Source organism: Sphingobacterium psychroaquaticum (genome assembly GCF_004421025.1).
In the GTDB taxonomy this organism is placed as follows: domain Bacteria; phylum Bacteroidota; class Bacteroidia; order Sphingobacteriales; family Sphingobacteriaceae; genus Sphingobacterium; species Sphingobacterium psychroaquaticum.
In genome coordinates this window covers 4,262,348-4,278,718 of sequence record NZ_CP038029.1, presented here as the reverse complement: position 1 = coordinate 4,278,718, position 16,371 = coordinate 4,262,348, and the positions used below count along the sequence as shown (strand labels likewise).

At 44.3% G+C, this 16,371-nt stretch carries 9 protein-coding genes; 4 read left to right on the top strand and 5 right to left on the bottom strand.

The window, feature by feature from the left end; all coding sequences use genetic code 11:
* Positions 1–72: 72 nt before the first annotated feature.
* The 3 genes from E2P86_RS17560 to E2P86_RS17550 are packed head-to-tail and all read left to right on the top strand — an operon-like array spanning position 73 to position 4,098.
* Positions 73–1,158 carry a porin gene (locus E2P86_RS17560; protein ID WP_134433895.1) on the top strand — a complete coding sequence of 362 codons (1,086 nt, stop codon included), beginning with the start codon at positions 73–75 and terminating at the stop codon, positions 1,156–1,158.
* 56 nt (positions 1,159–1,214) lie between these two features.
* Positions 1,215–2,342 (top strand): sensor protein KdpD, encoded by a 1,128-nt coding sequence (locus E2P86_RS17555; RefSeq protein ID WP_134433894.1) that lies wholly within the window; start codon positions 1,215–1,217, stop codon positions 2,340–2,342.
* A gap of 25 nt (positions 2,343–2,367) precedes the next feature.
* Complete coding sequence (locus E2P86_RS17550) at positions 2,368–4,098, top strand: HAMP domain-containing sensor histidine kinase (protein WP_134433893.1); 1,731 nt, start codon at positions 2,368–2,370, stop codon at positions 4,096–4,098.
* A gap of 127 nt (positions 4,099–4,225) precedes the next feature.
* On the opposite strand, the gene E2P86_RS17545 is transcribed toward E2P86_RS17550, so the two are convergent.
* Both E2P86_RS17545 and E2P86_RS17540 read right to left on the bottom strand, forming a co-directional pair.
* On the bottom strand, positions 4,226–6,691 hold the full coding sequence (locus E2P86_RS17545; protein WP_240775539.1) for a phosphocholine-specific phospholipase C: 2,466 nt from the start codon (positions 6,689–6,691) through the stop codon (positions 4,226–4,228).
* Positions 6,692–6,858: 167 nt separating this feature from the next.
* On the bottom strand, positions 6,859–10,059 hold the full coding sequence (locus tag E2P86_RS17540; RefSeq protein WP_134433892.1) for a TonB-dependent receptor: 3,201 nt from the start codon (positions 10,057–10,059) through the stop codon (positions 6,859–6,861).
* Between the two features lie 280 nt (positions 10,060–10,339).
* Here E2P86_RS17540 and E2P86_RS17535 point away from each other — a divergent pair, with 280 nt between their 5' ends.
* The gene (locus E2P86_RS17535; RefSeq protein WP_134433891.1) at positions 10,340–13,507 is read left to right on the top strand and encodes a S41 family peptidase; all 3,168 of its coding nucleotides are present in this window, start codon (positions 10,340–10,342) and stop codon (positions 13,505–13,507) included.
* A 34-nt stretch (positions 13,508–13,541) separates the two neighbouring features.
* Here E2P86_RS17535 and E2P86_RS17530 read toward each other — a convergent pair whose 3' ends face one another.
* Genes E2P86_RS17530 through kduI form a run of 3 tightly spaced genes read right to left on the bottom strand, consistent with a single transcriptional unit; the run spans position 13,542 to position 16,290 of the window.
* Entirely contained in the window at positions 13,542–14,306 is a 765-nt protein-coding gene (locus tag E2P86_RS17530) for an SDR family oxidoreductase (RefSeq protein WP_200811814.1), read from the bottom strand.
* Between the two features lie 5 nt (positions 14,307–14,311).
* On the bottom strand, positions 14,312–15,436 hold the full coding sequence (locus E2P86_RS17525; RefSeq protein ID WP_134433890.1) for a DUF4861 family protein: 1,125 nt from the start codon (positions 15,434–15,436) through the stop codon (positions 14,312–14,314).
* Positions 15,437–15,441: 5 nt separating this feature from the next.
* A complete protein-coding gene (gene kduI, locus E2P86_RS17520) occupies positions 15,442–16,290 on the bottom strand; it encodes a 5-dehydro-4-deoxy-D-glucuronate isomerase (RefSeq protein WP_134433889.1) in 849 nt (282 codons plus the stop codon).
* Positions 16,291–16,371: the final 81 nt, after the last annotated feature.

The following is a 16,371-nucleotide window of genomic DNA, read 5'->3' as shown; positions in this document are numbered from 1 at the left end:
GGCGCGCGCCTTTAGCTCGTGTCTTTGACCACTTCCATGAACCTTTATTTTAACCCAATCACACAATCTTTTATGAAAAATACAACAATTTTCACCGGGCTTATGCTCGGTGGAATAGGCAGCCTTTTTGCACAAGAAAATACAACGACCAAAGCGTTGAACTTTAGTGGTTATGCGGAAGCATACTACCTGTACGACTTTAATAATCCGATCGGAAATACGCGCCCGAATTTTATATATAGTCACAATCGGAATAATGAAGTGAATGTGAACCTGGCCTTTTTTAAAGCAGCTTATGGTACGACCAACACGCGGGCCAACCTGGCACTCGCTACAGGAACCTATATGAATGCGAATTATTCGGCTGAACCAGGTGTCGCAAAGAACATCTACGAAGCTAATGTCGGCATCAAGATCTCCAAAAAGCATGATCTCTGGATCGATGCGGGCGTCTTTTCATCTCACTTAGGGTTTGAAAGTGCTGTTGGGAAAGACAACTGGACGCTGACACGAAGTTTGTTTGCAGAGAATTCTCCTTATTTCGAAACAGGAGCAAAAGTTTCGTACACCTCTCCTTCTGGGCGATGGTTCCTTAGCGGATTGGTGCTTAACGGTTGGCAACGCATTCAGCGTGTTGAGGGCAATAGCCTTCCGGCATTTGGCCATCAGGTAACGTTTAAACCGACCGATAAATTAACCTTGAATAGTGGTTCCTTTATCGGAAGTGATAAGGCCGATAGCGTTCGACAGATGCGGTATTTTCATAATTTTTATGCTATTTATCAAGCAAGCCGTCAGTTTGGCATTACGGTAGGATTTGATATCGGTGCGGAACAAAAAGCAAAAGGAAGTAGTCGTTATAACACGTGGTATACGCCGGTGTTGATTGCGCGATATTCGCCCACGGATAAGGTCGCGATTGCGGCTAGAGGAGAGTATTATAACGATAAAAATGGCGTGATTATCGCGACGGAAACAGCTTATGGATTCCGTACATTTGGGTATTCGATGAATGTGGATTATGCGATTTTGCCCAATGTGGTATGGCGTACCGAGCTACGGAATTTTAGCAGTAAGGGGGCGTTGTTTGGTGATCGAAAGGGAGAACTGGAGAAAAGTAGTCCGATGGCGTTAACGGCTTTGGCGGTTAGTTTTTAAACGACGATCATAGGAATGGAGCCACACAACAAAAGAATCAACAAGAAGGATAATATATGGAAGCAGAAGATAGAAAAAGTGCGGAACACTTTTTGGATTTAATCCGACGCTCCAAACGGGGGCGCTTCAAGCTCTACATCGGGATGAGTGCCGGGGTCGGTAAAACGTACCGGATGCTTCAGGAGGGACACGATCTGCTGGCTAGTGGCGTAGATGTGCGGATCGGGTATATTGAAACGCACTTTCGAAAAGATACACATGCCCTGCTCGAAGGGCTCCCGTTGATCCCACGGCGAACGCTGTTCTACAAAGGGAAGGAGCTTGAGGAGATGGACGTACAAGCGATCCTGAACATTCGACCGGAGATCGTAATTGTGGATGAGCTGGCGCATACTAATATTGAAGGGAGCAAAAACGAGAAACGTTGGCAGGATGTCATGGATATTCTGGATGCGGGCATCAACGTGATCAGCGCAGTCAATATACAACATATCGAAAGCCTGAACGAAGCGGTGAAAGCGGTTACTGGGATTGAAGTGCAGGAACGGATACCAGACAGTGTGGTTGATAGCGCGGATGAAGTTGTGAACATTGACCTGACGGCAGAAGAGCTTATTGCGCGATTGAAGGCGGGTAAAATATATGATGCGACAAAAATAGAACAAGCGCTTCAGAACTTTTTTAAGAACGATCACATTTTACAATTACGGGAAATGGCGCTTAAGGAGGTTGCGGCGCAGGTGCAAAGAAAGGTGGAGGCGGAGGTTGTCCCGGAGCGGAAAAGTCGTCCGGAGCGCTTCTTGGCTTGCATCAGTTCCAATGAAGTAAAGGCAAAAAATGTGATCCGTAAAACAGCAAGGCTCGCCAGTTACTACAACAGCAGTTGGTATGTTTTATATGTGCAGGTACCGCGTGAGCGTGCCGACAGAATCGCGTTGGATAAACAACGGTATTTAATAAATAACTTTAAGCTCGCAACAGAGCTTGGCGCGGAGATTATAAAGGTCGAGGGGCGCAGTGTGGCCTCAGAAATTATGGCGCAATGTGCGCTGCGACGAATTACGACGGTGTGTATAGGAAAGCCTCGGTTAACTTTCGGTAGGGTGCTCTTGGCAACGGATGCCTTTCGGAAGCTACTTCGACAGCTTTCTAAGGCGGATATTGATTTGGTGATATTGTCCTAAGCGGGACATGAAAAACGGTAGAATCATGAAAATAAAAGCAAAATTAAACGTTGGCGTTGGCCTCCTTTTTTTGATGATATTTCTTCTCGCAGCACTTGGCGGTTGGTATATCAATGTGTTAAAAAAAGATACCGGAAACATCTTAACAGCAAATTATAACACGTTGTTATATGCTAAAAATATGTTGCGTGCACTCGAGGAATTGCCTCAAGACCCAAGTGCTTTGGGGCGCTTGTCTATCAACTTGGATAAGCAACGAGAGAATGTGACGGAGCAAGGTGAACAGATGACCACAAATGCCATTGTGTCGCATTATGAGGCTTTACAGAAGGAACCTGGTAATAGCACGATAATATCAGCCATTCGTATGGATTTAACGCAGCTGATGGAGCAGAATATGCACGCGATATCCTTGAAAAGTAAGGTTGCCGAGCAGACAGCGGAACAAGCGGTTATTGTAATCTCGATTGCAGGAACCCTATGTTTTGTTATTGCGTTTACTTTATTGATTAATCTCCCATCCAATATTGCGGATCCGATTCGTAAGCTAACCGAAAGTATTCGTCAGATTGCAGGTCAAAACTACCGCGAGCGGGTGCATTTTGCGGGAACGAGTGAGTTTGCGGAGTTGGCTCAGTCCTTTAATACGATGGCCGAGAAATTAGAGGAATATTCGGAGAGCAAATTGGATAAAATACTGAAAGCGAAGCAACGTATTGAGGCGCTTATAGATAATATGCATGATCCTGTTATTGGGGTTGATGAAAATAGACAGATTATTTTCGTCAATGAGGAGATGTTAAAAGTTACGGCGCTGGATAAGAAGAACCTCTTGGATTTGCTGGTTGATCAGGTCGCACAGCAGAACGATTTGATACGGGATATATTTAAAAATACGCTAACCGCATCAAGTGAACGTGAGGATAAATTACCGATAAAAATCTTTGCTGATGGACGTGAAAGTTATTTTGAGAAGGACGTGATTCCGATTAATGTCACGCCCACAGGTGAACTGCAAGATCAGTTTATTGGCCAAGTGGTTATCCTTAAAAATATTACACCATTTAAGGAGCTGGATCTGGCTAAAACAAATTTTATCGGAACAATCTCGCATGAGTTTAAGACGCCGATTGCGTCGATTCAGATGGGGGTTCAATTGTTGGAAAATGAACGGGTTGGTTTATTAAATCCAGAGCAGAGAAATCTAGTCGGTGGTGTTAAAGAAGATCTAGAACGGCTCTTGAATATTACGGGAGAGCTCTTGAATATGACACAGGTTGAAAGCGGATCGATCCAGATTAATTTGCATCCTGCCGAGGTGGAGCCAATGATCGAGTATGCGGTTAAGGCGAATAGGTCGGCGGCGGAGCAAAAAGGAATTGGTTTTAAGATCGATGTTGATCCGCAAGTACAGACAGTGTTTGCAGATAACGAAAAAACGGCTTGGGTGCTGACTAATTTTCTGTCGAATGCGGTGCGGTATTCGCATGAAGATTCAATGGTTCATATACAGGTTGAAGCGGCGGATCAGCGCGTTCGTTTTTCGGTAAAAGACAGCGGACAAGGGGTTGAACCAAAATATCTTGATCGCATTTTTGAACGTTATTTTCGCGTGCCGGGAGCTAAAAAAGGAGGAACCGGATTGGGACTCAGTATCAGTAAGGAATTTATTGAAGCCCAAGGAGGAGAGATTGGTGTCGCCAGTGAGTATGGGGCAGGAAGTTCATTCTATTTTTATTTGAGGAAGGGAGACTAAGGGTTTCGTGCTTTTGCTGTGTTTACCAAACTGCACTTTGGCGATTACTACCGCTTGGAGCGTGAGACGCAGGTAATGCCGAGGACAATCATCCTCGGCATTGGGTATAAGTTATAAGATGCGGATTTTAACCCGCCATTAGTGGATCCGTAATGCTCGGCAGTCCGTTTTCCAGGCGGCCGGCAAAGCGGCGCTTAAATGCGGTGTCTTTTGTGTTTACGATCGTGATATCGTACCAACGCTGCTGTTGTTTTGTCGCAATTCGAAGCTGTCTTTCTTTTTTTGCGCCCACCTCTACCCTATTCTCTGTGCGCGAGCGATAGCCATCCTTAATTTCCAGCGCGATAGATTTTGTTGAAGGGTTGCGCAGGATCAATATGAGCTCCTCCTTTTTCGGATCGTACTGCATATCTACCGAAAGTCCATTATCGCCTTTGCCCCCTTGGAACTCGCGGTAAAACCCATTCGGGCCATGCAAAGCTAAATGGTACAAGCCATTTTCAAAATCATCAACATGCCAGTCGTAGCTTACCGCATCACCAGGAGAGCAGGCAAAAGACCAGTTGGAGCGTTCGCTCCTATGGTTATAGGCGTACACATTGAACGCTGCACCGAGTGCTGCCTTACCAAAGAGCTGCTGACTACTTTCCATGCGGAGCGTCAGTGTATTTCCATGTAAACGATCTTGTGTATAAAGCTCATACTTCAAGGCATTAGATGGCTTTGTCCCCGGTTCTTGATGCGGAGAACTACTAACCCTTCCTCCTGCTATCACCTGGTTTATCTCTGCAGGACTAAGTTTCTTGAATCCATCGGGTACCGGTTTCTCCCTCGCTTTGTTAATCTGGGCAACCTGCGTATTTCGGTCTAAAAACGCCGGCATGACTTGTTCCTCCTTTTGGAAGGGTCTGAATACCGATGTTAAATCCCCTGTAATTGCACGGCGCCAGCTGCTAATGTTATCTTCCGTTATGCGTTTACCATATTTTTTGGAAAGAAAATGCTCCATAAATTGAATGGTGGAGGTAATGTCACAAACCTCCGAGTTAACCCAGCCTCCTTTGCTCCATGGCGACGCTATGATAAGCGGCACGCGGTAGCCCAAGCCGACAGGCCCTTCCGTTGCATAAGCTTCTTCAATGCCGTAGTCCAGCTCCTGCTGTTTGGTGACATATTCGCTGCTGTAATCTAAACTAGCGGAAGTTATTCCCGTGCTAGTATCGCCTGGTTTTGGAGCTACAAATGGTGGTACGTGATCAAAATAACCGTCATTTTCATCGTAGTTGAGGATAAAGATAGTCTTCTTCCAAACCTCGGGATTTTCGGTTAAAATATTCAATACCTCGGATACATACCAAGCACCATACATCGGTGCACTTGGATGATCGGAGAAGTGTTGCGGAGCAACAAGCCAGGATACCGTCGGAAGTTGTCCGTTGCGAACATCCGATCGAAACTGGTGGAGAATATCTCCCTTTGGCACTGTAATCTCGATTCCATCAACCGTAACATTTTCTGTTTCGTGGTAATGCGGGTCGTTTTCATTGGTTTGGAAAGCACGTTCATGCAATGCTTTACTTAGCGCATCCAGTTGTGCAAACTGCTTGGCATTAAATTTATTGTATTCTGTCTCATAGCTTTCAAGCTGCTGTTGTTTTTGTTGCAGCTTTTGCTGTAGTTTTTGGTCATGCTTGCCCGCGAGCTCCTTCGTTAGAGCGGCGATCTCTTCCGGCAGTTCTTTAATCCGCCTTTCATAGTGGTCAATATGGCTCTTCTTGTAGCGGATTTGGTATTGCTCGAACCATTCCAGATTGTTGTCGGTGAAGTTTCCAAGCAAGCTTTCTGGTGGACCTTCGAGATCATTTTTGATGCTCACTTCATTTTGATATACTTTCCAGCTGATATCTGCTTCCTCTAAGCGCTCAGGGAACGTTTTCCAATGACGCATCCGGTTAAAATACGTGTCTGAGTTGCGTACAAGCGGCTTCGCCCCTTTCTCTGGCACGCAAGTACCTGTCCAAAAGAAGTGACGATTCGTCGTGGTTCCCGTAATAGACGAACAGAAATGCTGATCACAGATCGTAAAAGCATCTGCAAAAGCATAATAAAATGGAATATCTTCTCGTGTATAGTAACCCAGCGTCAAAGGAAGGTCCCGGTAATTCTTATTGCCGGATCGTTTCCATTCAAGCCAGTTGTTGAACTTCCCTTTATTCCAAGCACCAATTTGGTTTTCCCAGGAATGTGGCAAGTCCTGCATCCAGGCTGCCCGGGAGTTCTTGATGTCCAAACGAAATGGCATGTAAGTGTCTCCATTTTTGTAAGACTGTAACCATACTGGACGACGATCTGGAGAAACAACGGTGCGACTATCGTGAAATCCGCGTACTCCTTTAAGGCTTCCAAAGCTATGGTCGAATGAACGATTTTCTTGCATTAACAATACAATATGTTCGGCGTCCATATAGGTGGATCCAAGGGCGGGGTTTATGGCTAAGGCGGCTTGGATAGACTGTGGCAAGCTGTTAAACAGTCCAAAAGTACCGGCAAGCATTCCTGCTTTTTTTAAAAAATCTCTTCTACTTTCCATCATTAAAAATAGGTTGTGGTTGAACCCTACTAATATCTGTTATTTTTATTTTATTTACCAGCGGAGCGCCAACGGATTTCCATTAAACTAGTATATTATTACAATTACAAAGGCTGCACCCACTTTTGTGGGGCAGCCTTGTTTCACATATGGAGGAGGAAATGTGTCTATTAAAAAGCGTAACGAACCCCAAGCTGTACTTGAAACGGATTTCCAGAGAAACCAGCCACTCCAGCACTATTTACTTGGTAGTTGTATTCTTGTTTGGCTGCATCAAATCCCGTCACCCGGTAAAGCGATTGGTTTCCTAATGATTTGTTTACGCCACGTTCTTTGTTCAGCATGTTGGCGAAGTTGAAGATATCAGCGGAAACCTCAATAGAGTGCGTTCTGTAGAAACGAACTTTCTTCGCTACGCGCAAGTCAATGGTACCAAAGAAATCATTGACACCGCCATTACGTTTTGCCACTTGTCCGGCCGAAGAGGAAACAAAGTCCTTCATACTTTGGCTGGCATCAGGGTTATCTAAGATCGCTTGTAAACCTTTGCGAAGATGTTCTGGCGTGTTCGTGTTGTTGTAATCAAAGATGTAAGCCAGGTCGTTGCTTGAAGTAACAAAGTCGCCGTTGGTATTACCCCCCGATAAAATGCTGTAGCGCGTACCGCCAAGACCTGTGTATCGGAAGCCAATTTGTACTCCATAAAATGTAGGAAGATTACCGTACACAACGACTTTGTGTCTAAACTGATTATCAGAATAAGTAATTGCACTCAAGTTACGTGGGTCATCAACAACGGGTTGTGATAAGGTCGCTGTGTTGGCCACATTACCATTGAATGACGTGTTATCTTTTGTATCGTTCCACGTGTAGCTTACCGTGATCGCCCCATCTTTAAAGTAGTTGTAGGTACCGTCAAGAACTACTGCAAACTGGTTGATTTTACCCATGCTGGTCAATTCCATAACACGTCCCAATTTGTTTGAAATACGCCCCGCTTTCCAATCGGGTTGTCCATTGTCTACCGGAATGCTGTTTGCCGGAACAAATACACCTCTGTTTCCTTCATTTGCTAAGCGGAAGAAAGGATCGTTCACCATGTTGCGGTCTACATACGTATAGTTATTTCGGGCTAACGTCATAAAGCCTGTAACCCCAACTTTTAACTTATCGGTCAGTAACTTGGAGTATGAGATATTTGCTTTGTAGACCGTTGGCACTTTTGCGTCCTTACCCGTGTAGTTTATCATCGGAAGTTGATGTTGAGCTAAGGATGGTATGCTATTGACATCGTTCCGGTATGCGTTGAAATCAGGTGTTGGCACATCTGCTCCAAGCACGTCCACTGTTGCAAAGTTGGACCCATCGAAGGTAAGGTTATTGATAATCATGTAGTTGTTGATGTCTGAAGCAAACACCCCTGCACCGAAGCGAAGATAGTCGGTTTGATTTTCATTAATATCCCAACTAAATTGTAAACGCGGTTGCAGGATAAAAGACTTGATCTTATTATCTGTACGAATGCCGAGCTCATCAAAAACCAGTTTATTGAAATTTGCTGTCGGATATGCGGCATAGTCCGCACGTAAGCCCGCTGTCATTTCTAGTCCGTCAGCAAGGTTGGTTTTCATTTGACCATAAAGGCCGAAATTCATAATTGTTCCACGTACAGCGACATCATCCTTCAGTGGAACTTCACGATAATATCGGTACGGTTTTAAATTCTCAAAATTCTGCAGAGCCGTTGTGGAAGGGATTGCCGGATCTTTACTTGTTGTACTTGTGAAGTGGAAACGACCATTAACTTCTGATCCGTATATCGAAGTGGAACGTGTTGCCATCACGTCTACACCAAATGTATACTTTGCCAGATCTGTGTCGTAATATAAGTTGTTCGTAAATTGAAAGACATGATTCTTAAAGCTCTCTTGTGCGAAACGGTGTCCCCCAAGTTGTATTGCTGTAGAAAGGTCTTTACCGTCAATTTTAGAAACAATATTCTCTACAATTGCACGTGGAATATAGCTATTGCCAATCTGATCGTTTTGCGTACTGTTTTGGTATACGTAAAGGTGCTGTAGTTTCATTTCGTTGGTAATCCGCGGCGATATTGACGTGCGTAGGGTCGCTAACAGACTGTTGTCAAAGTTTTTGTCGTTACCGTAAGACTCTAAGATGTTGATGCTGGTGTTGTCGCCTAGCCCCAATGGGTTATAGTCGTACGTCATATTGTTGCGGATGGTCAATAAGTTTTTCTCATTGATCTGCCAATCCAAACGAAGGAATCCGGCATCTGATGTTCTTTTCTTGTCAATAGAGCCTGTTTGCGATTGAGCCGATACGCCATATTTGCGCCGAGCAATATCCAGGTACTCGTCTAATGTAGACTGATTAATACGGTATAACACCTCATCTGCTGGAGACTGGATATTCGCAATCAATAAAGACCGGTTATCTTGTTGTCTGTCCCATACCGCAAAGAAGTGAAGTTTATCTTTGATAATCGGACCGCCTAACGAGAAACCATACTGGTATGTGGAGTAGTTCCCGACACGTTTGTTGCCGCGAATATCATATTTACTGGTTAACCAATCGGCTCGACCGAAACCGAATACCGATCCTGTTACCGTATTTGTTCCTGCTTTTGTTGCCGCACTGATGGTACCACCTCCACTGCGACCAAAAGTAACATCATATTGATTGGTTACGACCTTGAACTCACGTACCGCTTCCATAGAAACAGAATACGGCGCGCCACTGCGGCTGGTTGTAGAGCCCGCTGAGGTCGGGTTTTTTGCATTCATACCGTCGATTGTAAAGTTCGTAGACGAACCTAGCTGTCCGGAGATACTACCTCCGCGTGCCAAAGGTGAAAGGTCGGTCAAGGAGGTGAAGTTACGACCATTGACAGGCAACGAGCTTATATCCTTTGAAGAGAAAGCCGTAGCCGCTCCAAAATAATCTTTACTATTCTTGAGGCCGGAAGCTTTTACCTCAATGGCGTCAAGCGATACTGTTTTAGAAAGTATTTGGATGTTTACACGAGCAACATCCCCTTGGTTAATAAAGACATTGGTTATTTGGCCTTCACCATCAGCGATATGGTTGGCCGTTACGGTATACGGTCCACCCAAGGGCAGCTGTTTAAAATCATAATTTCCTCGATCGTTGGTTACGGTCGTTGTGGTGAATCCGGTAGATTCATTTTTGATCCGTACAGTGACACCACTAACCGTGGCATTTTTTTCATTTGAAATCGTTCCCGAAATTGATGCTTGTGTACCTTGCCCGGCGGCTGAAAGGTGCAACAGGAAGCTCAATACGGTAAAAAGTAAATAAGTTAAACTGTTTTTTCGTAGTAGTAAAATCATGCTTATTTGTTTTCGATTTAGTGTATTACAAATCTATTTCAGCTATGTTAACTGTGGACAAAGTTCATTTTAACCCTGTGTTATATTTTTATGAAGGACGATCATGTTTACTCGTTGTGCGTTTGGAGATTGAGTGTAGTAAGATCGGATTGGTATTGTAAGCAAAAGGTTATAATTGGGGCGTACTTGATATAGTGTATTTTATGTATTTTTGTTTTAGAACGAATTAACCGCGAGAGTATTAAGCGTATCCTTTGTGGTTTAACCTATTACAATATTTATGATCAAAAATCTGATTTGGGCTTTGGCTCTCTCGTGGCCTGGTACGCTGCTACATGCGCAGACCACTACGCCATCTTTCCTATCCTATCCTACGTTGAGCCCGGATGGAAGTACAATGGTATTTGCATATAACGGTGATCTTTGGCGTGTTCCTACCGATGGAGGGCTGGCGTTACGACTGACAGCAATGACGGGCAATGAACTCGCCCCACGTATCTCTCCTGATGGCAAGTGGTTGGCTTTTTCTGCCGATCAAAACGGGAATATGGATGTTTATCTTATGCCGTTAGAAGGCGGAGATATCAAGCAATTGACGTTCCATGAGGCAGGTGATGTGGTTGATAGCTGGAGCTGGGATAGTAAGTCCATTTATTTCACGTCCAGTCGTTATAATAATTTCAGCAGTTATCAGGTCAATATCGAAGGAGGCACGGCAACGCGTGTTTTTGGACATTATTTCAATACGATCCATAATGTGGTGGAAACCCCGCAAGGCGAGTTGTTGTTCAACGATTCGTGGGAGAGTTATTCGGCCGCAAATCGGAAACGTTACAAAGGCGCTTTTAATCCGGATATCTTCTCCTACAATCCTAAGAACAAGAGTTTTAAGCAGCTTACTGATTACGCAGGGAAAGATTTTTGGGGTAGCGTTGATCGTAAGGGAACCATCTATTTTGCTTCTGATGAAGGAAATGATGAATTTAATCTCTATACCTTCGTTAACGGAAAAAAGACCGAATTAACGAATTTCCCTACGTCCATTAAGCGACCGAATGTATCTGCAAATGGAAATAAAGTCGCCTTCGAAAAAGACTATCAACTGTTTGTGTATGATGTTGCGTCAAAAAAGACGGTAAAACCGCAGGTGACATTGAGCCGAAATGTAGTACTCGATAAGAAACAGGAGTTTGATGTCAAGGATAATATTTCTAATATGGACGTCTCGCCTGATGGAAAGAAGTTAGCATTTGTTTCTCGCGGGGAGCTCTTTGTGAGTGATGTAGAGGGGAAATTTGTACGCCAGATGCCCAGTTTAGGGGAGCGTATTATGGAAGTCAAGTGGTTAAAGGATAATCGTACATTGCTTATCAATCAAACATTTGAGGGGTATTTAAACTGGTATACGATTGCCGCTGACGGAACAGGTGCTGCGAAGCAACTTACATCAGATAAGCGTAATAACCGAGATATTGCATTCAACAAAGATCGTAGTCAGGCCGTTTATTTGAGTGGACGTGATGAGGTCCGGATTATGGATCTTAAAGATTTACAGAGTAAGACGGTGGTGAAGGATGAGATATGGGCTTTCCAGAACTCGACACCATCTTTCTCTCCTGATGATGCGTATGTTCTCTTTACAGCGTATCGCAACTTCGAGCAAGATATCTTTGTACATGAACTAAAGACAAACAAAACAATTAACCTTACGAATACCGGCGTTTCTGAAACGAGTCCGGCTTGGTCTCCAGATGGGAAGTACATTTATTTTGCGAGCAATCGTATTAAGCCTTCCTATCCCATGGGCATGCAGAATGCAAGTATCTATCGTATGGCATTAGATAATTTCGATGAAGAGTACCGTACGAGTAAGTTTGATGAGCTATTCAAAGAAGCGCCAAAGATGACTCCAGACTCCGTTAAAAAGGGAGCGGATGTTGCGAAAAAAGAACCTGTAAGTGCAGGGAGCAATACAAAAGGTAAAACCGTGGTAACCATCAATACGCAAGGATTGCTAGATCGCATCACGCAGGTAAGTCCTGGTTTTGGAACACAATATAACCCCGAGTTGCTTAAGAAAGGCGATAAAGATTATGTGTTCTACTATTCCAACCACAGCGAAGGGAAAGGCGCGGTTTATCGCACCATTATGGAGCCTTTTACGCCAAACAAAACAGAGAAAGTGATTGATGGTGGGTGGGGTGGCCTACTGGAAGTGGGAGGAAAATATTTTGTGTTGAGCCGTGGTTCGGTGCAGAAATACAACCTAGAGGCGAATAAATTAGATAAGATTGAGATTTCGCAGAAATTTCAACGGAATCTAGAGCAAGAGTTTAACCAGATGTTCTACGAAACATGGGCGGGAATAGAAGAGAATTTCTATGATGGTACATTTCATGGTGTTGATTGGCAGGCCATGAAAAAGCGGTATGCGTCGTATCTTCCTCATATCAGTAACCGTATGGATCTACGTGTGTTGCTCAATGATATGTTGGGCGAGTTGAACGCTTCGCATTTAGGATTTAATTCATCAGGTCCAGAAGAGCGTAAGGATTTCAGAACAGCCAGCAATGAAGTGGGCTTGGAGTTTCGTGGGGATCAACCGTTTACGGTAGCGCGTATTATTGCGAACAGTCCGGCTAGTCGCGTGGGAGTGGATATACAACCTGGGGATGAATTGGTTGCCGTAAATGGTGTGGAGGTTGATAAAACGCGCGATCGGGATGCTTACTTTATGCAGCCGTCGTTATTGCAGGAGATGACGTTGCGGTTAAAGCGTAACGGTAAGGACATGAATATCAATATCCGTCCCCAAACATCGGGCGCACAAAAGGAACAGCTGTACAATGAGTGGATTAAAGGAAATCGTAAAAAAGTTGACGAATGGGGTAAAAATCGTATAGCATATTCGCACATGAAGAATATGGGGGGCGATCAGCTGAACCAGTTCTTGCTGGATATGGCCGAGCAGGAAAATAATAAAGAGGGTATTATTCTCGATTTACGTTTTAATACAGGTGGAAATGTACATGATGAGGTATTACGTTTCTTAGCACAACGACCTTATTTGCAATGGCAATATCGCGGCGGTAAGAAGTCGCCTCAGAGTAATTTCGCGCCCGGAGCGAAGCCAATTGTGCTGTTAATCAATGAACAATCATTGAGCGATGCGGAGATGACTGCTGCGGGATTTAAAGCTTTGAAGCTTGGGAAAATTATTGGAACCGAGACATACAGATGGATTATCTTTACTTCGGCCAAAGGCTTGGTGGATGGTTCGATGTATCGGGTACCGGCTTGGGGATGTTACACATTGGACGGTCAAGATTTAGAGCTGACAGGTGTTGCACCAGATATCTACGTTAAAAATACAGTAGAAGACCGGGTGAACGATAAAGATCCACAGCTCGAGAGAGCCGTACAGGAAATTTTGAAAGATTTGAAATAGAGGAAACGGGGCCACGATAAATGGCCCCGTTTTTTTATCTACCCATCCAACCGCCATCGACGGTTAAGATCGTGCCGTGCACATAATCCGATGCGGAAGAAGCAAGGAATACGGCAGGGCCTTTAAAGTCTTGTGGTTCGCCCCAGCGACCGGCCGGAATACGACCTAAGATCGAAGCTGAGCGCTCCGGATCGTCGCGTAGCGCTTCGGTATTGTCGGTTGCAATGTAGCCAGGAGCGATCGCATTTACATTCACTCCTTTGCTGGCCCATTCGTTAGCAAATGCTTTTGTTAAGGAACCAATCGCCCCCTTGGAAGCGGCATACCCAGGAACGTTTATTCCTCCTTGGAAGGTTAACAGCGATGCGGTGAATACGATCTTTCCCGATCCACGTGAAATCATCTCCTTCCCTAGCTCTCTGGTAAGGATAAATTGAGCATTTTGGTTTATTTCGATTATCTCGTCCCAGTAGCTGTCCGGATGCTCGGCTGCCGGAGCACGTAGGATATTGCCCGCATTGTTAAAGAGGATATCTATTGTAGGGTGATCTTTTTTTACCTGTTCAATAAAACCGTAGAGCGCTGATCGATTAGAAAAATCACATTGGTAAGGGTAAAAGTTTCGACCTTGGGCGTTAACAGCTTGCTCAACTTTGGAGCCGGACGATTCCAGACTTGCTGATACACCGATAACATCCGCACCCGCCTCGGCCAAAGCTTCCGCAATAGCAAGGCCAATACCTCGCTTACAGCCTGTTACTAAGGCGATTTTACCGGTTAAATCAAAGGAAGATAAGATTGACATTATTTGTTGTATTTAATAGTTAAAGGATGGCGTAGATGTTCTGCTTTTGTCAGGAGATACATACGCCATTGCTCGTCAGAAGTAATAGCACCAGCTTTATTGAATGCCGCGCCCATGTAGTACTCCAGCGGCTGATTGTTTTGCTGTGTTATTTTAAACAGGAATTGTGTCGGACTTTGGATTAATGCAGCTCGATCATCAGGCAAAATTAAGCCTGTTCCCGTTATATTGCCATTCTGAGCGGGTTCCCAGTAGCTGAAAACTCCGTCGTCAGAAGCCCATTGAAAATCAGGTCTTTCCTCCTTTCGTTTGGCTATACCCACGACCAATGGGGTACGTTCGGCATTGGCATTTTTTACCGAGAGTGATACTTTGCTTAGTTGGCTTCCGGCGTCCAAGGAAATCGTCTTTTCCAATACGATAGTCTCGCCGGCAATAGCTTGCGGTTCGAAAATCAATTTGAATGTGGAACGTAGCGGGCCATTGTCTAGTATTTCAAAATGGCGATAATGTTTGGTGTAGTGTACTTTGTCACCAAAATATAAGGCCACATCTCCCACCCCCAATGTTTGCCCTACGCTATAATAATCAAGTCCTTTTCCATGGTCTGCATGGTAGTCGCCTGTCGCATACCATTCGTTGATAATGAGGTCGCTGGTGCGTTTTGCCCAGAAGTCAAAACCTTGTGCATCTTCAGATGTTCCTTCCAGCGCTTTTCCGTAGGCACGAAAAGCCACAACATTATTCTCCCAGGCAAAGTCATCTTTTCTTTCCGGAACGTAGCGCGCATATGTTTTTTGTATAGCGACAGGTGCTTTTTCTTGCACAACAACAAGCTCTAGCTTTCCCTTTCCCGCGATAGAAGCTTCGATCAAGACATTTTGAACATGCTGTTTTCCTAGTCTTTCAAACTGGATGGGTAACACCTCTCCGCTCTTTTTATTCTTAATTACAAAAACGGTGTCTTTCAGTCCAAACTGTTGTTTTAATGTTTGGAAAGGAATAGTTACCAGTTCCTGTCGATCGGCTGCACTTGGGTTTGAGATGGTAATTGTTTTCTTCTGTTGTGCATGCAGCGACATCGCAACGGCTAACGTGACTGCTGTTATCCCTAATTTTCGCATGAGCATTAACGCAATTCGGTGATAGGCGATTTATCCATATCATCATAGTCGAGGTTCTCTCCTGCCATGCCCCAAATAAAGGTATAGTTGCTTGTACCTGCGCCCGCATGTATTGACCAAGGGGGAGAGATTACAGCCTGTTCATTCTGCATCCAAATGTGTCGGGTTTCGTCGGTCGGCCCCATAAAGTGAGAAACAGATTGACCCTCAGGGACCTCAAAATAGAAGTAAACCTCCATACGGCGGTCGTGTGTATGCGCTGGCATGGTGTTCCATACCGATCCTGGCTTCAGCTCGGTCATCCCCATTTGTAACTGACAGGTGTCGATCACTTTATTCAACAACATCTGATTGATCGTGCGATGGTTAGCCATTTCTAAAGCTCCCAGTTCAATTTTATTAGCTTCATCTTTGGTTACTCGTTTGGTTGGATAGCTGTGATGAGCCGGAGTAGAGTTTAAATAAAATTTTGCAGGATTGTTTTTATCATTGCTTGAAAAGTAAACCTCCTGTGCTCCCTTTCCAATGTATAGTGCTTCTTTATGGCCAATTTCATAACTTGTTCCATCAACATCAACTAAACCAGCACCTCCGACATTGATAATGCCTAATTCACGACGAGAAAGGAAGAAAGGCTCCTTTAGAAGTGGTTCGATGGTTTCTAGCTTTATTGGTCCTGATACAGGCATGGCACCGCCTGCCATATATCGATCGTAGTGTGAATAAACAAAATGAATTTTATCGGCGGTGAAGATCTTTTCTATCAGGAAGTTTTTGCGTAGTCCTTGTGTATCTAAAGTTTTGGCTTCGTTGGGGCCAATGGCATATCTGCTTTCAAAAATTGTCGTACTCATAAACGTAAAAAAAATAAGGTTGGTTTATGTCTAAGGTACTGTTTAAAATGCGCTTATGATAATGGAATCTACGAAAACGTT

Bases quoted from the DNA above. Each gene is read 5' to 3' on its own strand.
- E2P86_RS17560 (WP_134433895.1), top strand. From the start codon at position 73: ATGAAAAATACAACAATTTTCACCGGGCTTATGCTCGGTGGAATAGGC.
- E2P86_RS17555 (WP_134433894.1), top strand. From the start codon at position 1,215: ATGGAAGCAGAAGATAGAAAAAGTGCGGAACACTTTTTGGATTTAATC.
- E2P86_RS17550 (WP_134433893.1), top strand. From the start codon at position 2,368: ATGAAAATAAAAGCAAAATTAAACGTTGGCGTTGGCCTCCTTTTTTTG.
- E2P86_RS17545 (WP_240775539.1), bottom strand. From the start codon at position 6,691: ATGATGGAAAGTAGAAGAGATTTTTTAAAAAAAGCAGGAATGCTTGCC.
- E2P86_RS17540 (WP_134433892.1), bottom strand. From the start codon at position 10,059: ATGATTTTACTACTACGAAAAAACAGTTTAACTTATTTACTTTTTACC.
- E2P86_RS17535 (WP_134433891.1), top strand. From the start codon at position 10,340: ATGATCAAAAATCTGATTTGGGCTTTGGCTCTCTCGTGGCCTGGTACG.
- E2P86_RS17525 (WP_134433890.1), bottom strand. From the start codon at position 15,436: ATGCGAAAATTAGGGATAACAGCAGTCACGTTAGCCGTTGCGATGTCG.
- kduI (WP_134433889.1), bottom strand. From the start codon at position 16,290: ATGAGTACGACAATTTTTGAAAGCAGATATGCCATTGGCCCCAACGAA.